At 68.9% G+C, this 21,828-nt stretch carries 17 protein-coding genes; 8 read left to right on the forward strand and 9 right to left on the reverse strand.

Annotated elements, in window-relative coordinates; all coding sequences use genetic code 11:
• Nucleotide 1 precedes the first annotated feature (1 nt).
• The 5 genes from ACWDTI_RS19775 to ACWDTI_RS19795 are packed head-to-tail and all read left to right on the forward strand — an operon-like array spanning nt 2 to nt 6,523.
• Nucleotides 2–2,050, forward strand: a complete 2,049-nt coding sequence (locus tag ACWDTI_RS19775; RefSeq protein ID WP_449739822.1) for an ATP-binding protein — start codon at nt 2–4, stop codon at nt 2,048–2,050.
• Entirely contained in the window at nt 2,047–3,216 is a 1,170-nt protein-coding gene (locus ACWDTI_RS19780; RefSeq protein ID WP_449739823.1) for an acyl-CoA dehydrogenase family protein, read from the forward strand. Before ACWDTI_RS19775 ends, ACWDTI_RS19780 begins: the two co-directional genes overlap by 4 nt.
• A gap of 16 nt (nt 3,217–3,232) precedes the next feature.
• Complete coding sequence (locus ACWDTI_RS19785; protein WP_449739906.1) at nt 3,233–4,048, forward strand: enoyl-CoA hydratase family protein; 816 nt, start codon at nt 3,233–3,235, stop codon at nt 4,046–4,048.
• Entirely contained in the window at nt 4,045–4,671 is a 627-nt protein-coding gene (locus ACWDTI_RS19790) for a TetR/AcrR family transcriptional regulator (protein ID WP_449739824.1), read from the forward strand. The genes ACWDTI_RS19785 and ACWDTI_RS19790 overlap by 4 nt, the downstream gene beginning before the upstream one ends.
• Before the next feature lie 58 nt (nt 4,672–4,729).
• The gene (locus ACWDTI_RS19795; RefSeq protein WP_449739825.1) at nt 4,730–6,523 is read left to right on the forward strand and encodes a pyruvate kinase; all 1,794 of its coding nucleotides are present in this window, start codon (nt 4,730–4,732) and stop codon (nt 6,521–6,523) included.
• Nucleotides 6,524–6,553: 30 nt separating this feature from the next.
• Here ACWDTI_RS19795 and ACWDTI_RS19800 read toward each other — a convergent pair whose 3' ends face one another.
• The gene (locus tag ACWDTI_RS19800; protein WP_449739826.1) at nt 6,554–6,688 is read right to left on the reverse strand and encodes a hypothetical protein; all 135 of its coding nucleotides are present in this window, start codon (nt 6,686–6,688) and stop codon (nt 6,554–6,556) included.
• A complete protein-coding gene (locus ACWDTI_RS19805; RefSeq protein ID WP_449739827.1) occupies nt 6,685–7,425 on the reverse strand; it encodes a hypothetical protein in 741 nt (246 codons plus the stop codon). The genes ACWDTI_RS19800 and ACWDTI_RS19805 overlap by 4 nt, the downstream gene beginning before the upstream one ends.
• Nucleotides 7,426–7,587: 162 nt before the next feature.
• Here ACWDTI_RS19805 and ACWDTI_RS19810 point away from each other — a divergent pair, with 162 nt between their 5' ends.
• Nucleotides 7,588–8,895 (forward strand): ammonium transporter, encoded by a 1,308-nt coding sequence (locus ACWDTI_RS19810; RefSeq protein WP_449739828.1) that lies wholly within the window; start codon nt 7,588–7,590, stop codon nt 8,893–8,895.
• Nucleotides 8,896–9,317: 422 nt separating this feature from the next.
• Here ACWDTI_RS19810 and ACWDTI_RS19815 read toward each other — a convergent pair whose 3' ends face one another.
• The 3 genes from ACWDTI_RS19815 to ACWDTI_RS19825 all read right to left on the reverse strand — a co-directional run bounded on the left by ACWDTI_RS19815 (nt 9,318) and on the right by ACWDTI_RS19825 (nt 13,955).
• Nucleotides 9,318–10,430 (reverse strand): NDMA-dependent alcohol dehydrogenase, encoded by a 1,113-nt coding sequence (locus ACWDTI_RS19815; protein ID WP_449739829.1) that lies wholly within the window; start codon nt 10,428–10,430, stop codon nt 9,318–9,320.
• Between the two features lie 32 nt (nt 10,431–10,462).
• Nucleotides 10,463–11,959, reverse strand: coding sequence for an aldehyde dehydrogenase family protein (locus ACWDTI_RS19820; RefSeq protein WP_449739830.1), 1,497 nt, complete (start codon nt 11,957–11,959; stop codon nt 10,463–10,465).
• A 361-nt stretch (nt 11,960–12,320) separates the two neighbouring features.
• Nucleotides 12,321–13,955 (reverse strand): sigma-54-dependent Fis family transcriptional regulator, encoded by a 1,635-nt coding sequence (locus ACWDTI_RS19825; protein ID WP_449739907.1) that lies wholly within the window; start codon nt 13,953–13,955, stop codon nt 12,321–12,323.
• A gap of 108 nt (nt 13,956–14,063) precedes the next feature.
• On the opposite strand from ACWDTI_RS19825, the gene ACWDTI_RS19830 reads away from it, so the two are divergent.
• Nucleotides 14,064–14,708: a zf-HC2 domain-containing protein gene (locus tag ACWDTI_RS19830; RefSeq protein WP_449739831.1), complete on the forward strand. Its 645-nt coding sequence runs from the start codon at nt 14,064–14,066 to the stop codon at nt 14,706–14,708.
• On the opposite strand, the gene ACWDTI_RS19835 is transcribed toward ACWDTI_RS19830, so the two are convergent.
• Complete coding sequence (locus tag ACWDTI_RS19835) at nt 14,686–15,330, reverse strand: DUF5134 domain-containing protein (protein WP_449739832.1); 645 nt, start codon at nt 15,328–15,330, stop codon at nt 14,686–14,688. The two genes, ACWDTI_RS19830 and ACWDTI_RS19835, sit on opposite strands and share 23 nt — an antisense overlap.
• The gene (locus ACWDTI_RS19840) at nt 15,327–16,814 is read right to left on the reverse strand and encodes a PepSY-associated TM helix domain-containing protein (RefSeq protein WP_449739833.1); all 1,488 of its coding nucleotides are present in this window, start codon (nt 16,812–16,814) and stop codon (nt 15,327–15,329) included. Before ACWDTI_RS19840 ends, ACWDTI_RS19835 begins: the two co-directional genes overlap by 4 nt.
• A gap of 232 nt (nt 16,815–17,046) precedes the next feature.
• Between ACWDTI_RS19840 and ACWDTI_RS19845 the strand changes: the two genes are divergently transcribed.
• Nucleotides 17,047–19,005 (forward strand): cytochrome c oxidase assembly protein, encoded by a 1,959-nt coding sequence (locus tag ACWDTI_RS19845; protein WP_449739834.1) that lies wholly within the window; start codon nt 17,047–17,049, stop codon nt 19,003–19,005.
• 6 nt (nt 19,006–19,011) lie between these two features.
• Here ACWDTI_RS19845 and ACWDTI_RS19850 read toward each other — a convergent pair whose 3' ends face one another.
• Entirely contained in the window at nt 19,012–19,416 is a 405-nt protein-coding gene (locus ACWDTI_RS19850) for a hypothetical protein (protein WP_449739835.1), read from the reverse strand.
• A 23-nt stretch (nt 19,417–19,439) separates the two neighbouring features.
• Nucleotides 19,440–21,764 (reverse strand): heavy metal translocating P-type ATPase, encoded by a 2,325-nt coding sequence (locus ACWDTI_RS19855; protein ID WP_449739836.1) that lies wholly within the window; start codon nt 21,762–21,764, stop codon nt 19,440–19,442.
• Nucleotides 21,765–21,828 lie beyond the last annotated feature (64 nt).

Raw genomic sequence — 21,828 nt, forward strand, 5'->3', positions numbered from 1 at the left:
GATGATCAGCTCGCTATCTACTCGGCCCGCTCCCGCTGCTCTCGGCGCCGTCCTCGTGGCCAACCGCGGCGAGATCGCCTGCCGCGTCTTCGCGACCGCCCGCGCCATGGGCATGCGCACCGTCGCCGTGTTCTCCGATCCCGACGAGCATGCGCCGCACGTCGCCATGGCCGACGCGGCGGTCCGGCTGCCCGGTGCGTCATCGGCCGAAACCTACCTGCGCGGCGACCTCATCATCGCGGCGGCCCGATCGGCCGGGGCCGACGCGATCCATCCCGGATACGGATTCCTCTCGGAGAACGCCGAATTCGCGCAGGCGGTGATCGACGCCGGACTCACCTGGATCGGCCCGCCGCCGTCGGCGATCACCGCCATGGGCTCGAAGATGAACGCCAAGAAGCTCATGGCCGACGCCGGGGTACCGGTCCTCGGGAACATCGATCCCGCCGCGGTCACCGACGATGACCTCCCGTTGCTGATCAAGGCATCGGCCGGCGGAGGCGGCCGCGGCATGCGGATCGTGCGCACCCTGGCCGAACTCGACGATGCGGTGAGAGGTGCTGCGCGGGAGGCCGAATCGGCATTCGGTGACCCGACGGTCTTCTGCGAACCGTACGTGGAACGCGGCCACCACATCGAGGTGCAGATCATGGCCGACGCCCACGGCGCGGTGTGGGCTGTCGGCGAACGCGAATGCTCGATCCAACGGCGCCACCAGAAGGTCGTCGAAGAAGCACCCGCGCCACTCGTCGAACGCATCGGCGGTGATCTGCGCGAGCGGCTGTTCACCGCCGCCCGGCGTGCCGCCGAGGCCATCGGCTACACCGGTGCCGGCACCGTCGAGTTCCTCGCCGACGCCACCGGCCGGTTCTACTTCCTGGAGACCAACACCCGGCTGCAGGTGGAACATCCGGTCACCGAGCTGACCACCGGCCTCGACCTCGTGGAATGGCAACTGCGGGTGGCGATGGGGGAGCACCTCGACGTCGTCGAACCCCGCACGAGCGGGCACGCGATCGAGGTCCGGCTCTACGCCGAGGACCCGGCCGCCGACTGGCAACCGCAATCGGGCACCGTCCACGCCATCGACCTGCCCGCCGACGTCACCTTCGGTCCACTGGACCGGCCCGGCATCCGGGTGGACTCCGGCATCGTCGACGGCAGCGAGATCTCCACCTTCTACGACCCGATGCTCGCCAAGGTCATCAGCTGGGCACCCGACCGGCGTCGTGCCGCGGCGATGCTCGCCCGCGCACTCGCCGACGCCCGCCTGCACGGACCGGTGACCAACCGGGACATGCTGGTGAACACGCTGCGCAGCAACGAGTTCCTCTCCGGTGACACCGACACCGCATTCATCGACACCGTCGGCCTGGGCGCCCTGTCCGCACCCCTCGCAGCCGACGAGGACACGCGGGTGGCCGCAATCGCCGCCGCGCTCGCCGACGCCGCCGCCAACCGCACCGCAGCCCGCGTGCAGGCCGCACTTCCGGCGGGCTGGCGCAACCTCGCGTCCGGATATCAGCGCAAGCGCTACCTGGATGTCCGTGGCGACGCCGAGATCGAGGTGCGGTACCGGCAGCGCCGCGATGGGGTGGAACTCCCTGGCGCCGAGGGTGTGTCGATCGTCGATGTCACGCCGACGACCGTCGTCGCCGACGTGAACGGTGTTCGCCGCACCCTTCGGGTGTCGCGCTACGCCGACCTGGTGTTCGTCGACGGCCCCGGGACGTGCGTCGCACTGCGCCGGCAGCCACGCTTCGTCGATCCGGCCTCGGTGCAGCGGCCCGGTTCGCTGCTCGCGCCGATGCCGGGATCGGTCATCCGCATCGCCGTCGTCGAAGGCGACCGCGTCACCGCCGGGCAACCACTGCTGTGGCTGGAGGCGATGAAGATGGAACACACCGTGGCCGCCCCGGCCGACGGCATCGTCGCGACGCTGTCCGTCGAAGCAGGACAACAACTTTCCGTCGGCGATGTGCTCGCCGTGATCAGCGAAGAAACCACAGAGCAGTCCACCCCAGAAGAGCCAGAGGAGAAGGCCGGATGACCGAGACCAACCCGTTCGTCGAATCCGCCGAACGCAGCGACCTGCGGGCAGCGGTCGCCGCGCTCGGCAACAAGTACGGCGCCGAGTACTTCCGCGAATGTGCCCGCGAAGGCCGCAAGACAGACGAATTGTGGACGGAAGCAGGGAAACTCGGATTCATCGGGGTCAACCTGCCGGAGGAGTTCGGGGGCGGCGGCGCCGGCATGTACGAGCTGTCCATCGTGATGGAAGAACTCGGCGCGGCCGGCACCAGTCTGCTGATGCTCGTCGTGTCACCGGCGATCTGCGGCAACGTGATCGCCCGCTTCGGCACCGACGACCAGAAGCGCCGCTGGCTGCCGGGCCTGGTCGACGGCACCATCACCATGGCGTTCGGTATCACCGAACCCGACGCCGGCTCCAACTCGCACAACATCACCACCACCGCCCGCCGCGACGGCTCGGACTGGATCCTCAACGGGCGCAAGATCTACATCTCCGGGGTGGATCAGGCGCAGGCCGTGCTGATCGTCGCCCGCACCGAGGACGCCAAGACCGGGCGGCTCAAGCCGTCCCTGTTCATCGTGCCCACCGACACACCGAACTTCGAATACCGCCAGATCGAGATGGAACTGCAGAATCCCGAGAAGCAGTTCCTGCTCTTCCTCGACGACGTCCGCCTCCCCGCGGATGCCCTCGTCGGATCCGAGGACGCCGCCATCAGCCAGCTGTTCGCGGGCCTGAATCCCGAACGCATCATGGGTGCCGCCTCGGCGGTCGGGATGGGGAGGTTCGCCCTCGCCCGGGCCGTCGAGTACGTCTCCGACCGCACCGTCTGGAAGACACCCATCGGCGCGCACCAGGCGATCGCACATCCGTTGGCGCAGGGCAAGATCGAACTCGAGTTGGCCAGGCTGATGATGCAGAAGGCCGCCACGCTCTACGACGCCGGTGACGACTGGGGCGCCGCCGAACCCGCCAACATGGCGAAATACGCTGCCGCCGAGGCCTGCGTCAAGATCGTCGACCACGCCGTGCATTCCATGGGAGGCAACGGACTGTCCAGCGAATACGGACTCGCGCCGATGCTGAGTCTGGCCCGCATCGCACGGATCGCCCCGGTCAGCCGCGAGATGATCCTCAACTTCGTCGCCCAGACCAGCCTCGGTCTGCCGAAGTCCTACTGAGACGATGGGCACCGTGATGACCAGTTCGAAGGCGACGGAGGTCGTCCACTCCTCGATGGACGCCGGAATCCTCACGCTCACCCTGGATTCCCCGAAGAACCGCAACGCGCTCGGCGCCGCACTCGTCGATCAGTTGCTCGCCGGGCTACGCGAGGCCGCCGCGAAACCCGACGTCCGGGCCGTCGTCCTCACGCACACCGGCGGAACCTTCTGTGCCGGAGCCGATCTGAGCGAGGCGCTGGCGCGGGGAGCCTCTCCGGAGGAGGTGTCGGCGCAGGGCACCGGCGCGATGCTCGAGGTGATCCGGACCATCCTCGAACTCCCCAAGCCGGTCATCGCCACCGTCGACGGACATGTGCGCGCCGGCGGCTTCGGCCTGCTCGGCGCGGCCGACATCGCACTCGCCGGACCGTCGTGCACCTTCGCGCTCACCGAGTCGCGACTCGGTCTGGCGCCGTCGGTGATCTCCCTGGTGTTGCTGCCCAAGATGACCGCACGCTCGGCAGGCCGATACTTCCTGTCGGGGGAGACCTTCGACGCGGACACCGCCGTCCGGATCGGGCTGGTCACCGAATCATTCGGCAGTGCAGGCGAACTCGAGAGCGGGGTCGATACCGTCCTGTCCGGGATCCGCCGGGCATCACCGCAGGGCCTGGCCGCGTCCAAGTCCCTCACCACGGCGGCGATCATCGCCGGCTTCGAACAATCCGCTCGGCAACGTGCCGACGAATCGGCCGCACTGTTCGCGTCCGACGAAGCACGCGAAGGGATGTCGGCGTTCCTGTCGAAACGCCGGCCGCGCTGGGATCTCGCCGAACCCGACGTACCGTGACCACCGGCAGCGCACGAACCTCGAACCCGCGTGAGCCGCAACAGGAACGGTCGCGGCTCACCCGAGAACGACTGCTGCGGTCGACCATCGAGGCGCTCGCCTCCGACGGCTGGTCGGCCGCCACGCTGGCCGCGGTCGCCGAACGTGCCGGGGTGTCCCGCGGTGCCGCGCAACACCATTTCCCGACCCGCGAGGCGCTGATCACGGCTGCGCTCGAGCAGATCTTCGACGACATGACGTCGAGCGCATCGGCCGCGGCCGTCGCGCCACCGGAGGGGCCGCAACGGGTGCGCGCGGCGATCGACCGGGCGGTCGACATCTACACGGGCACACAATTCAAGGCGGCGCTGCAGGTGTGGGCCGCAGCCGCGTCGGATTCGATGCTGCGCCAACTGATTCTGCCCATGGAGAGCAAGTTCGCGCACGCCGCACACGAGATGACCGTCGCCGCTCTCGACCCCGCCGGCGTCCACCCGCAGACCCATCGCATCGCGCAGGCCACCCTCGACCTCGCCCGAGGCCTCGGGTTGGCCGACACACTCTCCGACGACTCCAAACGCCGCGCCCAGGTGGTCGCGACCTGGAGCGAACTCGTCACCGCCGCTCTGACGTCCGGCGCCTGACGCCGACCACTGGCACGATGGGTGGTGGCCGGCGTCGGGCGACGAGGGGGAATGCGGGATGGATGAGGCCAGAAGACAACGCCTGGGTGCCCTGCGAACCGAACTGACGGATCTGCGCACCGAGGCGCTGGCCGCCGAGGAGGTCGCGCGGGAGCTGATCGGCGCCGTCGACCCGGTCCACCGCGACAGCGCCGCCAACATCGTCCACTACCGTTCGGTGCGCTCCCACGACCTGCGTGGCCTGCAACCCCGACTCTCCGCCGAGGGGCTCTCCTCCTTGGGGCGCATGGAATCCGGCGTGCTCGGCAACCTCGACGCGGTCATCCGGATCATCGACGACGCCCTCGGTGAGCCCGAACCGAGCATCGGCGAGGCCGAGTTCGACGGCGAGTCGGGCGGACTGCAACTCGCGGAGAATGCCGCCGCGCTGCTGGGTGGTGAGCCGAGTGATCGGTCCACCCGTGTGATGGTCACGATGCCGAGCACCGCCGCCACAGACTCCGGATTCGTGCAGCGCTGCGCGGACGCCGGGATGGACCTCGCGCGCATCAACTGCGCCCACGACGACCCGGCCGCATGGCGCGCCATCGCCGCCAACGTCCGCGCCGCGAACTCGCGCGTCAGGATCGCCATGGACCTCGCCGGACCCAAACTGCGCACCGGGCCGATCGCGCCGGGGCCACAGGTCCTCAAGGTCCGGCCGTCGCGTGATCCGCTGGGGCGAGTGTTGATCTCGGCCCTCTTCTGGCTCGGAGAGGCCCCGGTCCGCTCCGACGTCCAGGATGCGGTGCCGGTGGTGGACACCGAGTGGCTCGCGGCCCGCGAGGTCGGTGACGCCCTGACCATGGAGGACGCCCGCGGCCGCTTCCGCGAACTCGAGGTCCTCGAGGTCGCCACCTGCGGGGTACTGGTGGCCACCGCCCGAACCGTCTATCTCACACCGGGACTCGAGGTTACGGCCGGTGCCGGTGTCACGACGGTCGGCGAGATCCCGCCCACGGTCCAGGCGCTGCGCATCTTTCGTGGCGACACCATCACGGTGACCGCCGACATGTCGCCGACGGTCCCCACTGACGACGGTCGCCACCGGATCGGTTGCAGCCTCCCGGAGGTGTTCGCCGCGGTCGAGACCGGGCACCGTGTCTACTTCGACGACGGCAAGATCGAGGGCGTGGTGACCGGAGTCGGCGCCGATGCCGTCACGGTCGGCGTGACGCGCGCCGCGCTCAACGGCAGCAAGCTGCGGGCGGAGAAGGGCATCAACCTGCCCGACACCGTGCTGCCGGTGCCGGCGCTCACCGACGACGACATCGCCGACCTCGACGCCGTGGTGGAACTCGCGGACATGGTGAATCTGTCGTTCGTCCGCGGCCCCGACGACGTCGCCTCACTCCAGCGCGAGCTCGCCGACCGCGGCGCCTCGGATCTCGGTGTGGTGCTCAAGATCGAGACGGTGGCCGGGTTCTCGGCCCTGCCGGTGACGCTGCTGCAACTCATGCGCACCCGGCGCATCGGCGTCATGATCGCGCGGGGCGACCTCGCCGTCGAGGCCGGGTTCGAGCGTCTCGCCGAGGTCCAGGAGGAGATCCTGTGGCTGTGCGAAGCCGCGCATGTGCCGGTGATCTGGGCGACCGAGGTCCTCGACAACCTCGCCGACCGTGGCCTGCCCACACGCGCCGAGGTCACCGACGCCGCCGCCGGCGAACGCGCCGAATGCGTGATGCTGAACAAGGGTCCGCACATCGTGGAGGCGATCGAGGCGCTCGCCGAGATCCTCGCCCGGATGAAGGGGCACATGGACAAGAAACGGCCGTTGTTGCAGCGATTGGGTGCGTGGAGTTCCGGGTTCTGACGGGGGAACGGTGCTTCTCGTGTAGCGCTGTCACGACCCGGAGGTGAGAGCCGCCACTGCCTTGGCGAGGTGCGCTTCGAGAGCGGCGCAGTCGATGGGCGCCAGCTGATCGCGGTGTGCGGTTTCCGCGCGACATTTCGCCAGTGCATTTCCGAGCCTTGTCACGTCGGCGAGTGTGACCGCCGATCCGGCCGCCAACGAGACGGTGCCACAGGCCTCGGGGAGGACCACCCGATTGGGACCGTTCCGGCCTCGGCTGCGGCTTCCTTGTCGACGGCGATGTCGGCGTACTGCCTGATCAGGTTCGAGGCGATGGCAGCCGTCGCGTCCGCTGTGTGGCGGCGGCCGGACCCCTCCGCATGCTGTTCGGCTGCGCGGGCAGCCTCGTGTTCGTCCATCCGGTTGGTGTGTCCGAGTTCGGCGTAGATCTGCGCGACGGCGGTGGCATCACGCCGACTGATCGTCCGCGGCCAATCACGCCGCATGGCACCGATGTCGAGGCTCATGGCCAAGGGCCGGGTCTGCCGATTGAACCAGAACCAGATGACCAACACAGCGACACACATCGACACCATCGACACGATCGCGAGCACGAACGACCAATTGCTGTGGGGCTTGGGAAAGATGTCCGTGGCCTTGGTCCAGGTGACCCATCCGACGGCGGCCGTCATCGCGGTTGACAGGGCCTTGCCCCACAGGTCGGCGCGGGCGCGAAGTTTTTCGGCCTCGTCGGCGTATCGAGTCGATACCTGCTCGGCCTGTTCGGCCAGGGCGGTGAAACGGCTGGCCCGGTCGACCTGGGGCGGCTGCCGAGTGGCGGGTCCCGGCTGCGTGGGCGCGGCGACGGCGGGATCGGACCCCTGGCCGGGTGGCATTACCGTCATGTCGGGCCTCTCGGACATGTGATGGAGATTGACGGTACCCGCCGTCTGGACCCGCCAGGAATGGTTCGCGCAGCAATGGTGCGTTCTCGGGTCGGGTCTCCGTGCGCCGGGCACCACCGACGCCTGGACCGTAAGGTGATTGATCGCCGCGAAAAAGCGACGAACAACGTAGGAGGCCGCATGTTTCCGACTCTGGGCGCCCCGGACGGCGCCAACACCGCGTGGATGCTGGCGGCCTTCGCCCTGGTGCTCTTGATGACGCCGGCGCTCGCCCTGTTCTACGGCGGTATGGTCCGCTCGAAGAGCGTGCTGAACATGATGATGATGTGCCTGTCGGCCATCCCGATCGTCTGGGTCGTCTGGGTCGTCGTCGGGTATTCGCTGGCGTTCGGCCCGGATCACGGCGGCATCATCGGTGACGTCACCACCTATCCCGGGCTGAAAGGCCTCTTCGGGCACTACGGAACCGCGGGCGCGAACACCGACGGCATGCCGCTCGTCGGAACGATCCCGGCGATGCTGTTCGTGGTGTTCCAGGCCGGGTTCGCGATGGTCACGGTCGCGCTGATCGCCGGGGCCGTCGCCGACCGCATGCGGTTCGTCTCATGGCTCGTGTTCGCGACCCTCTGGGCGCTGCTGGTCTATGTTCCGGTGGCGCACTGGGTGTTCAGCGCACCCGGACTCACCGCCGAACACGGCGGCTGGATTGTCAGCCATCTGAAGGCGATCGACTTCGCCGGTGGCACCGTGGTGGAAATCAATTCCGGCGCATCGGCACTCGTCGTCGCGGTGCTACTGGGACGCCGGAGGGGCTGGCCCAAGGATCCGATGCGTCCACACAATCTGCCCTTCGTGATGCTCGGTGCGGGACTGCTCTGGTTCGGGTGGTTCGGGTTCAACGCCGGCTCGACGTTGGCCGCCGACGGGGCTGCCGCGCTCGTCGCCGCCAACACCCTTGGCGCGGGCGCCATGTCGATGGTCACCTGGCTCGTCGTCGAACGTGTCCGGCATGGCCGCCCGACCTCCTTCGGCGCCGCGTCCGGTGTGGTCGCGGGCCTCGTGGCCATCACTCCGTCGTGCTCGGCGGTGACCCCGATCGGGGCGCTCGCGATCGGCGCGGCTGCCGGTGCGATCGCGTCCTATGCCATCGAGCTGAAATTCCGGTGGCGCTACGACGACTCGCTCGACGTCGTCGGCGTGCACTTCGTCAGCGGTGTCGTCGGCATGCTGATGATCGGTCTCGTCGCGAGTTCGTCGGCACCGGCCGGCGTCGACGGTCTGTTCTACGGCGGTGGCCTCGACCAACTGTGGCGCCAGGCGGTCGCCGTGCTCGCCGTCCTCGCCTACGCCATGGCGGTGACCGCGATCATCGGGCTGGCGCTGAAATACACCATGGGTCTGCGCGCCGACCGTCAGCACGAGATGGACGGCATCGACGACGGCCAGCACGCCGAGTCGGCGTACGACTTCCACATCGTTCGTGGGTGAGTGGGTTCCGCGCAACGGGCGGCCGGTTTCGCGGTTCGTGCTGCTGCGCTCGGAGCCTGACTCGAAGAGTCGCCCCACCCGCTGATCGAGTAAGGCCCCGAGCTTGCGAGGGTCCGCATCGAGATCTCGTTCACCGTTGATCTCGATGCGCTCGCTCGCAAGCTCGCGGGCTTACTCCTTGGATCGAGTAAGGGAGGAGCCTGCGACGACCGCACCGAGATCGATCAGCGAAAAGGGCTGCGGCTCTTCCCGGCCCGCGCTGGCCGCCTGCAGCGGCGCAGATTGCTTACTCGATCAGCGAAAAGGGCTGCGGCTCTTCCCGGCCCGCGCTGGCTGCCTGCGGCGGCGCAGGTTACTTACTCGATCAGCGAACCGGGGAGGCCCCGATCGGCGTTTGGTGCCGTCGGGACCTCCCCTTCCGCTCAGCTGTCGTGGAGGATCACCCCGCGGATGTTCTTGCCGTCCCGTAGATCCTGGTAGCCCTGGTTGACCTGGTCGAGGGTGTACGTCTGGGTGACCAGCTCGTCGAGCTTGAGCTGACCGGCGTCGTAGAGCCGGAGCAGCCGCACGATGTCGTACTGCGGGTTGGCCGAGCCGAACAGGCTGCCCTTGATCGACTTCTCGTTGAGCGTCAGGTCGATTCCGGGCCAGTGCACGGTGAACTTCTCCGGGCTCGACAAGCCGGTCAACACCACTGTGCCGCCCTTGCCGACGGCGCCGATGGCCGCGGAGACCACGTCCTCGTCGACCGTGCCGACGGTGACGATCGCGCAGTCGGCGCCCTGGCCCCAACTGAGTTCGGTGATCTTCTCCTGCGCCTCGGCGGCGCCGGCGAAGGCATGGGTGGCGCCGAACTTGAGAGCGGTCTCGCGCTTGAAGGCGATGGGGTCGACGACGATCACGGCCTTCGCGCCCGCGTGGACGGCGCCCTGTACCGAATTGATACCGATGCCGCCGATGCCGTAGATGACCACGATGTCGCCTGCGCGAACGTTACCGGTGTATACCGCCGAGCCCCACCCGGTCGGCACTCCGCAGCCCACGAGCACCGCCTTTTCCAGCGGCAGCCAGTCGTCGACCTTCACCACCGAGTGCTGGCTGATGGTGGCCCGTTCGGCGAACGTGCCCAGCATGCACATGGCGCCGAAGTCGGTGTCGCCGTCATGGAAACGGAACGAGCCGTCGGGCATCGAACCCTCCAGGATCGTTGCGCCCATGTCGCACAACGATTGCCGTCCGGTCGAGCAGTACCGGCAGGTGCCGCAGTTCGGGATGAAACTGCAGACGACGTGGTCGCCTGGCTTGACCTTGGTGACTCCCGGTCCGATCTCCTCGATGATGCCGGCGCCCTCATGGCCGCCGACGATGGGAAAGCGGGGCGGGAGGTCGCCGTCGGTGAGGTGCAGATCCGAATGACACAGCCCCGCAGCGGTGTACTTGATGAGAACCTCGCCGTCACCGGGTGGGTCGAGGGTGAGTTCGGTGATCTCGAAGGGCTTGCCGACGCCGGTCAGAATGGCGGCCTTGGTCTTCATGTTCGCTCCTTTGCGAAGGTTGAGAGTTGTGATCAGAGTGCGACGTTGACGGCTTTCGTCTGCGTGTAGAGGTCGATGGCGGACGAACCGAGTTCGCGACCCCACCCGGATTGTTTATAGCCCCCGAACGGCATCGCGGTGTCGAATCCGTTGTACTGGTTCACCCACACCGAACCGGCTTTGATCTGCCGAGCGGTCTTGTGGGCCTTCGAGAGATCCTGTGTCCAGATGCCCGCGGCCAGACCATAGATCGAATCATTCGCCGCGGCAGCCACTCCGGTGTCGGCGTCGAACGGCATCGCGGCGACCACCGGGCCGAAGATCTCCTCGGCGACAATGGAGTAGTGCGGTTCGACGTCCACGAACACCGTCGGCTCGATGAAGAAACCCTCATCGCCCCAACGCTTTCCACCGGTCAGGGCGCGCGCGCCGTCGGCCAGGCCGGCCGCGAGGTAGCCGGAGACGCGATCGAACTGCTCCTGGGAGACCAGCGGTCCCAGTTCGGTGGCGGGATCGAGGCCGGGTCCGATCTTGGCCTGCGACGCGGCCTCGGCGACGGCGGCGGTGAAGTCGTCGAAGATGGGGCGCTCCACGAACAGACGGGTACCGGCGACGCAGCACTGGCCGTGGTTGAACATCCACGCGGCCACCGATCCGGCAACGGCCTTCTCGAAGTCGGCGTCGGCGAACACGATGTTCGGGCTCTTGCCCCCGAGTTCCAGCGACACCTTCTTCAGATTGCCCTTGGCGGCGTCGACGATCTTCTTGCCGACCTCCGTGGACCCGGTGAACGCGATCTTGTCGACGTCGTCGTGCGCGGCGAGCGCGGCGCCGGCCTCGCCGTACCCGGTGACGATGTTGACGACACCCGGCGGGAAGCCCGCCTCGGTGAAGATCTCGCCGAGCAACAGCGCCGTCAGCGGGGTCTGCTCGGCGGGCTTGAGGATCACCGTGTTGCCGGCGGCCAGCGCGGGCGCCAGCTTGAAGGCGGCCATCAGCAGCGGGAAGTTCCACGGCACGATCAGTCCGCACACGCCGACCGGCTCGCGCAGCGTGTACGCGTGGAACTCACCGCCGGGCACGAACGGCATCGACACGTCGACGGTGGACCCGGTGATCTTGGTGGCCAGACCGGCGTTGTAGCGGAAGATGTCGGCCGACCAGGACGTGTCCACGGCGGTGGCGATGGTGGCGGCCTTGCCGTTGTCGAGGGCCTCGAGCTGACCGAACTCGGCGGCGCGTTCGGTGAGCAGGTCGCCGACCTTCCACAGGAGTCGTTCGCGCTCATTGGGTTTCATCCGCGTCCACGGGCCGTCGTCGAACGCCCGGCGGGCGGCGGCGACGGCGCGGTCGACATCGGTGGCGTCGCCGTGGGCGACCGAGGTGATCGGGCGCGCAGTGGCCGGATCGATGGTCTCGAAGGTGCGGCCGGAAGCCGCCCACACCCACTCACCCCCGATCAACATCTGGCGGTCGCGGGAGATGAAGTCGCGGACCTTGGGGAGCAGGTCGGTGGCGACGGCGGTCATGGAGAACCTCCTGGGTCAGGCGTGACGCTCGGCCCTGCCGGCCGAGTGATCTGGGTCATAGATGTGACCCGATTCATTTCTGCCACCCCGAGAAGCCGTCGCCATGTCCAGAAACTGAACACCGGGCTGTACACGGGTGCGCTGGGGCGGGGTCTCGATGCGCTCGCTCGCTGGCGCTCGCGGGCTGACTCCTTGGATCGAGTAAGGGAGGAGCTTGCGACGACCGCATCGAGATCGACCGGCGGGGGGAGTGACGGTGGCGGCGGGGGTGTCTCGATGCGCGGCTTCGCGAGCTCGGGCGCTTACGCGACCGGCGGGAGCGGCGGTTGCTTACTCGATGCGGAGGGGTGCGGGCTGCGGTTCAGATGCCCAGCGCGCGGATGCGTGCGTACAGCGTGGTCCGGCTGATCCCGAGCTCGCGGGCGGCGTGCACCTTGTTGCCGGCGGCCCGCTCGAGGGCGTCGACGATGGCCGTTCGTTCGGCCTGTTCCCGGCCGGACAGGTGCGCGGCGCGGCTCGTGGTGCGGTAGCCGTCGGGCAGGTCGGCGGGCTCGACGACCCGGGCGGCCCGGGCCCGGCAGCTGGTGGCGGCGCGGGCCAGAACCGATCGCAGTTCGGTGAGGTTGCCGGGCCAGTCCTGGCACATCAACGCGTCGGTCGCCTGCCCGGACAGGGCGAGATCGGCGTCGAGGTCGGACAGGGTGGCGGCGGCAAGGGCGGCGAGCCCGGATGTGCGATGTCGCAGCGGTGTCAGGTCGACGCGGGTCGTGCATCGTGCGAGCAGGGCCGCGACCGCCGAGCCGATCTGGTCGCGTGGGCCGGTGACGATGACGATGGGCGCCGCGGCGGTGGCCTGTGCGGCGGCCTTCCCCAGGAGCGCGACCGATCGTTCGTCGAGCAGATCGGCGCCGTCGATGACCAGCGCGCATCGTTCGCGCCGGGATCGGTGGACGAGTGCCGGGATGTCCGGGATCGTGCCGGCGATGAGTTCCTCGGCCACGTCCACGACGATCGGCGCGGAGTCGCCGGCGGCGGCGAGCGCGCGGGTGGTGCGTCCGGTGCCCGGCTCGCCGGTGATCGCGATGCCGGCCGCCGACGGGGTCGGGGCCGAGATCGGCACACCGGACGTCGGGGGCGGTTCGACGGGTCGGAAGCGGAACAGCGCCGCGCCCCGAACGCCCGCGACCGGTTCCACCCGCACCTCGACGTCTGCCCCGGAGACCAACGAGAGTGGCAGCGTCGCATCACGCAGACCCGGGTCGGCCGCGATCATGCGCAAAGTGCCGATGTCAGTGGTGGAGAGTAATTCGGCGGCAAGGGCATTCGTCAGCTGGAGGTCGTCGCCGATCGCGGCGACGGCGATGTCGCGGCGGGGCGCCGCGCGCTGGAACGCGTCGAGCACCCGCCGTTGGTGGGCGCGCGACCGGTCGAGGAGACGGTCGGCGATGTCGGCGACGATGCCGTTGACGAACGGCACCGCGAGTGGATTGATCTGGTCGGCGACCTCGGTCATGCAGAGGATGCCGGCCAGGCGCCGGGTGGCGGGATGGATGATCGGCTGTCCGAAGCAGCTCAGGTTCTTGAACTGTTCGAGATAGTGCTCTCGACCGTTGATGGCGATGCCGTCGCGGGTCTCGGCGGGGGTGCCGAGGGCGGTGGTGCCGACGATGTCCTCGCCGAACGCGATTCCGGGAGAGGCCCCCAACTCGTCGAGTCGGCGTTCGACCGTGCCGCCGAACGCCACGCGCGTCACCATCCGGCACTCCTGGTCGACGAGCAACAGCGACGTGTCCGTGTCGGCGAGCCGGGCGGCGGCCTCATCGAGCACCGGGCGTGCGGCGTCGAGCAACGGATCGGCCGATGCGATGTCGACGAGGGTCGTGGGCGGTGTGCCGTCGGGGCGCACCCCGGCCAGCGCCGACCGACGCCACGAATGCGCGATGACGGATCGGCGCGGCGTGTGATCGGCGAGTGGTTCGGCGGTGTCGATGGTCACAAGATGGCACAGTTGCGCCGTCGACGGAAGGCCCGCCCGGTTGTTGGCGCCGTCCGCGGGGGCCGGTCGGCGACGTCGATGCGTCATGATGGTGGCGTGAGGTGTGAGGTGGCGCGGGAGGCCTTGTCCGCGCGGATCGACGGGGAGAACGAGGGGGTCCCCGCTGCGCGCGTCGATCAGCATGTCGCCGGATGTGCGGAGTGCCGGGCCTGGTACGCGACGGCCACCGCACAGGCCGAGACGATGAGCGCAGTCGCTCCCGGGCCGTCCGCGGATCCCACCGACGCGATCCTCACCCGGGTGGCGCAGGCGCGACCGTCGTCGACCCAGCGACGGCGAGAACGGTTGTCCGACAACGTGGTCCGCATCGGCCTCACCTGTGCCGGCGTCGCGCAGATCATCGTCGCGATGCTGCAGATGACCGGCGACGACTTCGGGATGATGTCCGGCCACGCGGGCACGACCGACGGCACCCACCTGATGAACGAGACCACCGCCTGGGCGATGGCGCTGGGTGTCTGCATGGTGGTCGCCGCATGGTGGCAGCGCGCGCTCGCGGGACTGCTGGTGGTGCTCACGGTGTTCACCGTCGTGCTCGCGGGCTACGTCATCTCCGACGCCGTCGACGGCGAGGTCACCCTCGCGCGCATCCTGTCGCACCTGCCGGTGCTGGTCGGCCTCGGCTTCGCGGCGTGGGGTGTGCGACCGGGCAACGCCGTGCGGGATCCGCTCAGACCATCTGCAGGAACATGATCCCCATCCCGGCGGCCATGAACACCTGACACAGCTCGCCGGCGTGGGTGAGCAGGCCCGCCGGCCGGTCCGAGCCGCGTCGTCGACCGAAGTAGACGTACAGCCAGACCACCGCGGCGACCAGGAAACCGATGCCCAGCACCCAGTCGACGACCGTGACGTAGCCCGGCTGGGACACGTCCACCTGCATGTCGGTGCCGCCGTGCGAGTGCGCCACCGACATGGTCGTCATGCCAGGCATGCCCATCGCCATCGGCGCGTCAGAACCCGTGCCCGGCAGGATGTTTCCGTTCATCACGGCGTACATCCAGGCCATCGCGGCCATCATCACCGTGTGGTAGCCGTCGGCCATGCGTTCGTCACCCGAGGAGGCGAGGGCGAGTCCGGCGCCCGCGAACCACACGGCCGCCACAATGAAGAACACCATCGGCCCGACGGTCGGCCACCCGGAGCTGAACGGCCACGCCATGACCAGCATGGCGACCGACATGGCGATGTGCAGCAGGTGGCCGATCACGCCGGGCCACCGCATGCGGTGCCCGACCAGCGAATACGCGCATTCGACGATGGCGAGGCCGAACAGGCCGGTGACGAACCAGCGCAGGAAGATGTCGTCGATCACGTGCCCGGGCTTTCGACGGGTTCACGTCGAGACCGCACGACACCGACCACGGAGTCGGCGATGACGAACAGCGCCAGGGTCAGACCGAACAGTGGCAGGAACCAGCCGAGCAGGGCGATCACCACGACGACCGCCACGGACTCGGCGGGCTTGAGGTCGCCGAGTGCGCCACGACGCGGGGGTGCTGGCCATGTCCGTTGCGACTTCGTGGGGCGTCGGCGCCACCACATCAGATAGCCGACGACGATCAGCGTGATCAGCCCGATCCCGAGTGCGGCGAGCGCGATCTGGTTCACGACGCCGAACAGGATGCCCATGTGCGCGCCGATGATCCAGTCGGCCAACTTGGCCATGAACGGCCACTGCGCGAAGTCGATCCGGTCGAGCACCGTGTAGGTCTGCGGGTCGACCGAGATCGAGTCGTAGCGCGTCGGGAAGCTGCGCTTGTTCTCGCCGACGGTCCAGGCGCTGTCGGAATCGGCCGGTGGCGTGAGCACCATCGGACCACGCAGACCCGCCTGCTGCGCGGTGCGGTAGACGCCGTTCACCGACGCGATCGCCGCCGACTCCACGGCATCCGCGGACGCGGGTTCACCTTTCGCGGAACCCCCACCGTGATGACCGGTCGAGCCCGCGGCCGGCTCACCGAGCGTCGTCGACGCCGCAGGTGTGGTCCAGGAGAGTTCGCTGCGCAGATCGGCGACATTTGCGCCCGCCCATCGCGACCAGGTCAATCCGGAGACCGACAGGGCGAGCAGGCCGACGACCACCCAGATCCCGACGGCGCCGTGCAGGGTGAGCAGTCGCCGGCGCCGGGGTGCGGAGCGGTCGGGGACCAGTAGGCGTCGCGCCGTCTTGGTGCGCCGACGGTATCCGATCCACAGGACCAGGCCGCCGAGCGAGACGAACCACAGCCAGCTCGCGGCGAGCTCACTGTAGTTGCGGCCCACGGCACCGAGGTGGAGGTTGCGGTGCAGTTCGTCGAACCACGCCCGCACGGGCAGCCACTGGCCGAGGGTGGTCAGATTGCCGAGGACCTCCCCGCTGTACGGATCGACGAACACCGTCTGCACGTAGCTCTCCGGCAGCCCGTCCACCGCGAAGGTCACGCGCGTGCTGTCGGTTGCGGTCGGCGGTGGTGTGATGCTCGCCAGCGTTCCGTCCGGCTGGGCGGCGCGAGCCCGGGCGACCTGATCGCTCAGCGGCAGTTGTGCGGTCCCGGGATCGTCGACGACGAGTTCGTGGCGGTAGACCGCCGCGTCGACCTGCGGGATCAGGGCATACAGCACGCCGCTGAGCGCGGCGACGAGCAGGAATGGGCCGACGAACAGGCCGGCGTAGAAATGCCAGCGCAACAGCAGCGGCCGCCACCGATTCCAGGCACTCTGGCCGGCATTGCCGGGTGTCGTGGTCGGGGCGGATTCTCGGTCACCGGACGCGTCGAGGCTCGACGGGTCGGTGTCGACCGGGGGTTTGGTGGTCACGTGGTTGATCTCCGGGATCGGGTGGGCTGATGTGCGCTCACTGAAGTAGTCGGGTGGCGTCGCCGGATGGTTCCCGCCGATCCCGCGACCCTCGCTGTGACGCCGGTCACCACGTTTTTCTCGAGTACGACGGCCCGTCGTAGAGTGGGGCCACAGCGTTCGGCGGCTCGCGCCGGACGAAGTCGAGACGGTCTGAAGGTCAATGGTCGAGTCCGTGACGCGCGTGCCGCGCATGTCCCCACAATCGGTCGTCATAGCGGTGGCCGCGGTCGGAGTCGTCGTGATGGCGATCCACGCATCGGTGTCCGGAACGACACGGTTTGTCGAGACCGGCGATTCCTATCCGGGAGCGTTCACCGCGATCCTCGCCCCGAGCGGCTTCTACGTGACCCTCCTGCTGGTCGCGATCGTGTTCGGCGGGCTGGCGTTCGTCGCCGTCGCGGCCCGGCCGGACAAGGACAACGTCATCGGTGTCGAGGTGTATCGCGTGCACCGGTTGATCTCCCGGCTGGCACCCATCTGGCTGGTGCTGGCGGTGCTCATGGTGCTCGTGACCGCTGCCGACCGGGCCGGGACGCCGGCGGGCACCCTGGTGGGGCAAGCCCACCTGTGGTCGTTCATCGACGCATCCGAACAGGCCGTGGCCTGGATCGTGAGCGCGTGCTGCGCCCTCGTGATCACCCTCGTGACGCGCCTGTCGCTGCGGTGGACCGCGCATGCGCTGTGCCTGATCCCGGCCGCGATTGCTGTCGTCGCACTGCCGGTGGCCGGCAACGCCGGGCAGGGCCCGAACCACGACTTCACGACCACCGCGGTGATCGTGTTCGCGACGGCGGTGAGCGCGTTGACCGGGCTGCGCATCGCGGCAGCCATCACGCTTGGCCGGGACACCCCGGCGGCCGATCGTCTGCAGACGTGGCAGCGGGTCGTCGTCATCTCCCTGGCCCTCGATGTGGCCGCGCTGGTGTACGGCGCGATCCTGCTGGTCTTCCTCGTGCCGGCCGGGTCACTCATGACCACCGCTTACGGGCGCTGGTCGATCGTCGCCGCGCTGGCACTCGTCATCGGCACGGTGATCGACACCGTCCTGGTCCGCGCGGTGCGCCGAAGCGCGGCGATACCGGGTTCGGCGATGTCCCTGCTGCTCGGTGGTGTCGCGGCGGCGGTGACGACACAGGTGGCATTGGCCGCGATGGCGACGCGCACCGCACCCGCGCTCCTACAACACGAGTTCACGACCTGGGATGTCTTCCTCGGCTACCGACTTCCGCATCCGCCGTCGGTGCTGCGGCTGGCGTTCGATTGGCGCCTCGACCTGTTCCTCGGTGTCGGGGCGATCGTGCTGGCGGTCGGCTATCTGATCGGGGTGCGGCAGCTCAAGGGGACCGGCATCGAGTGGCCGTGGACGCGGACGGCCGCCTGGATCGGTGGCTGCGCATCGCTGCTGATCGTGACGTCGTCGGGGGTGCGGACCTACGGGATGGCGATGTTCAGCGTGCACATGGCCGAACACATGGCGTTGAACATGTTCGTGCCGGTGCTGCTGGTCCTCGGTGCCCCGGTGACGCTGGCGCTGCGAGCCCTGCCCACCGCCGGCGCCGGCGGCCTTCCCGGTCCGCGGGAGTGGATCGTGTGGCTCGTCCACTCGCGCTTCACCCGGTTCATCTCGAACCCCGCGGTGGCATTCCTGATGTTCGTGCTGAGCCTGTACGCGGTGTACTTCACCGCCCTGTTCGACACGTTGGCCCGCTACCACTGGGGACACGACCTGATGAGCGTGCACTTCCTGCTCACCGGCTACGTCTTCTACTGGATCATCATCGGCATCGACCCCGGCCCGAAACGGCTGCCGTTCCTGGCGCGACTCGGGCTGCTGTTCGCGATCATGCCGTTCCACGCCTTCTTCGGTATCGCGACGATGACGATGAGCTCGCTGATCGGCGGCACCTTCTACCAGTACCTCCGGTTGCCGTGGCTGGCCGATCTGCATTCCGACCAGTTCCTCGGCGGCGCGATCGCCTGGGGCGCCAGCGAGGTGCCGGCGTTGCTGGTGGTGATCGCGCTGGTCAGCCAATGGGCGACGTCGGACCGTCGGTCGGCGCGCCGGGCCGACCGGCATGCCGACGCATACAACGACGAATTGTCGTCGTACAACCAGATGCTGGCCGAGTTGTCCAAGCATCGATCCTGACGGCGGTCAGCGCACCGCCAGGTGGACCGCCTCCTGGTAGCGCTCTGTCACTTCCGGCGACGTGTTCGGCGGGAAGGTGACGACCAGGTCGAGGACCTGATAGCCGCCGTCGATCGAACCGTTGTACAGCGCGGCGCGCCCGGTCGACGGGAACTTCAGGATGGTCAGCTGATCGAAGGCGATCGCGTCGGTGCAGCCGGCGTCCTTGCAGAGTTGCGCAGTGGCGTCGTGCTGTCCGGTCAGCGTCAGCCCCTGGCTGCGCACCGCGTCGGCGATCTGGTCCACCTGAGCGGGCTCGATCGAGTTGTTGATCAGCGTCGACGCCTGCGACGCAGGAACGTCGGTGACCGCGTTTTCGTCGGTGCCGCAGGCCGCCAGCCCGAGGAGCGCGATCCCGGCCGCCGCCGCCACGGCCGCTCCTCGCATCCGGGTTCTCACGACTCGTTCCCCGTCCAGCGGCGCCCCTCGGCGAACTTCCGCAGCCGCAGACTGTTCGACACGACGAAGAACGACGAGAACGCCATCGCCGCACCGGCGATGAGGGGATTGAGCAGGCCCGCCGCGGCGATCGGGATGGCCGCGACGTTGTAGCCGAACGCCCAGATCATGTTGGTGCGGATCGTCGTGCGTGTGGCGCGCGCGAGTCCGAGCGCCTCGACCACGCTGTGCAGGTCGTTGCGCACCAGGATGATGTCGGCCGCGGCGATCGCCACATCGGTGCCGCGGCCGATGGCGAGCCCGAGGTCGGCGGTGGCCAGCGCCGGTCCGTCGTTGATGCCGTCACCGACCATGGCGACGACGCGGCCCTCTTCGCGCAGCCGCTCGATACGCGCGACCTTCTCGTCGGGCAGCACCTCGGCGACGACCTCGTCGATGCCGACCTGATCGGCGACCATGCGCGCCGCGGCGGTGTTGTCCCCGGTGACCAACAGGGTGCGCATCCCCAGTCGCCTCAGCTCGGCGATGGTCGATGCGGCGCTGTCCTTGACCGTGTCGGCCACCGCGATCGCCCCGCACACCTCGTCGTCGACGGCCACGTAGACCACCGTCTGGCCGCGCTCCTCGGCGTCGCGACGGGCCCGCGCCAGATCGGCGGGCACGGCCAGCGACCTGGCGACCCACCGCGGTGACCCGACCCGCACCCGACTTCCGTCGACGATGCCGCGCACGCCGCGCCCGGGTTCAGCGACGAAGTCCTCGACGACGCGGTCACCGATCTCGGCGGCGGCCGCGATGGCCGCGGCGACCGCGTGTTCCGACGCGTGCTCGACCGCGGCGGCGGCGGTCACCACGTCGTCGCGCCGGTGTCCGGCGGTGACGACGACGTCGGTCACCGTCAGCGCCCCGTTGGTGAGGGTGCCGGTCTTGTCGAAGACCACGGTGTCGACATCGCGGGAGGCGTCCAGGGTCTGATAGCCCTTCAGGAAGATGCCGAGTTGCGCGCCCCGGCCGGATGCGACCATCAACGCGGTCGGCGTGGCGAGACCCAGCGCGCACGGGCAGGCGATGACCAGGACCGCCAGACCGGCGGCGATCGCCTTGTCCACGTCGGCACCCGCGAGCAACCAGCCCGCGACGGTCGCCACGGCGATGACGATGACCACCGGCACGAACACCCCGGCAATCCGGTCGGCGAGGCGCTGGACGTTGGCGTTGCCGGTCTGTGCCTCCTCGACGAGCCGCACCATCGCCGCGAACTGGGTGTCGTCGCCGACCTGGGCTGCCTCGACGATCAGTCGCCCGTCGAGACTGACGGTCCCGCCGACCACGCTGTCCCCGGTCTCGACGTCGTTCGGCCGGGACTCGCCGGTCATCGCGCTCATGTCGATGGCGGCCGATCCGCTGACGACCAGTCCGTCGGCGGCGATGGTCTCGCCGGGACGGACGACGAACTGCTGTCCCTCCTTGAGTTCGCCGACCGGGATGCGCATCTCGGCGCCGGATGGGAGCAGGACCGTCACGTCCTTGGCGCCGAGCGCGGCCAGCGCCCGCAGCGCGCCGCCGGCCTCCGACCGGGCACGTGCCTCGAAGTAGCGTCCGGCCAGCACGAACACCGTCACGCCCGCGGCGACCTCGAGGTAGATCGAGTCACTGCCGAGGATCGCCTGCCACACGCCTTCGTCGACCGGCGCCTGCCCCTGAGTGAACATCGAGTAGAGCGACCACACCGTGGCCGATGCCACGCCGAGGCTGATCAGCGTCTCCATCGACAGCGCGCCGACCCGCAGATTGCGGATCGCCACCCGGTAGAACGGCCACGCGCACCACGTCAGGATCGGGGTGGCCCACCCGATCAGCACCCACTGCCAGCCCGGGAAACGAACCTGCGGAATGGTCGCGGTCATGATCGACAGATCGGCGAGCGGGATGAACAGCACCAACGCCACGACGAGCCGCCGGAAGATGCCGGCGGCGTAGCGGCGGTCGGGATCGTCGTCGGGATCGATCGGACCCGAACCCCGCTGTTGCGCCGAGTAGCCCGCCTGATCGACGACGACGCAGAGGTCGTCGGCCATCATCTCCGGTGGCGCGTCGATCGTCGCGATCCGCGTCGCGTAGTTGACCGAGGCGTGCACGCCGTCGACCTTGTTCAGCTTGCGTTCCACCCGCGCGGCGCATGCCCCGCACGTCATGCCCGACACCTCGAGCTCGACGCGTCGGACGGCGTCGGCGTCGGGTAAGGCCGACGTCTTGTCCTGCGGCGTGACGGTGGTCACTACGCCTCCCAGTGCTTGGCTGCCGGTCGGCTGCTCCGGCATATGTCTCCTTGATACAGGTCGTTCCACCGGTGCGAGAAGTTCCCGTGGCGTCCGTTACGGTTGC

The sequence above is a fragment of the Gordonia sp. NPDC003424 genome, assembly GCF_053588655.1.

What these genes read in the sequence shown, in the direction of transcription:
- ACWDTI_RS19775 (WP_449739822.1), top strand. Translation starts at nt 2, where the DNA reads ATGATCAGCTCGCTATCTACTCGGCCCGCTCCCGCTGCTCTCGGCGCC.
- ACWDTI_RS19780 (WP_449739823.1), top strand. Translation starts at nt 2,047, where the DNA reads ATGACCGAGACCAACCCGTTCGTCGAATCCGCCGAACGCAGCGACCTG.
- ACWDTI_RS19785 (WP_449739906.1), top strand. Translation starts at nt 3,233, where the DNA reads ATGACCAGTTCGAAGGCGACGGAGGTCGTCCACTCCTCGATGGACGCC.
- ACWDTI_RS19795 (WP_449739825.1), top strand. Translation starts at nt 4,730, where the DNA reads ATGGATGAGGCCAGAAGACAACGCCTGGGTGCCCTGCGAACCGAACTG.
- ACWDTI_RS19805 (WP_449739827.1), bottom strand. Translation starts at nt 7,425, where the DNA reads ATGTCCGAGAGGCCCGACATGACGGTAATGCCACCCGGCCAGGGGTCC.
- ACWDTI_RS19810 (WP_449739828.1), top strand. Translation starts at nt 7,588, where the DNA reads ATGTTTCCGACTCTGGGCGCCCCGGACGGCGCCAACACCGCGTGGATG.
- ACWDTI_RS19815 (WP_449739829.1), bottom strand. Translation starts at nt 10,430, where the DNA reads ATGAAGACCAAGGCCGCCATTCTGACCGGCGTCGGCAAGCCCTTCGAG.
- ACWDTI_RS19820 (WP_449739830.1), bottom strand. Translation starts at nt 11,959, where the DNA reads ATGACCGCCGTCGCCACCGACCTGCTCCCCAAGGTCCGCGACTTCATC.
- ACWDTI_RS19845 (WP_449739834.1), top strand. Translation starts at nt 17,047, where the DNA reads ATGTCCCCACAATCGGTCGTCATAGCGGTGGCCGCGGTCGGAGTCGTC.
- ACWDTI_RS19855 (WP_449739836.1), bottom strand. Translation starts at nt 21,764, where the DNA reads ATGCCGGAGCAGCCGACCGGCAGCCAAGCACTGGGAGGCGTAGTGACC.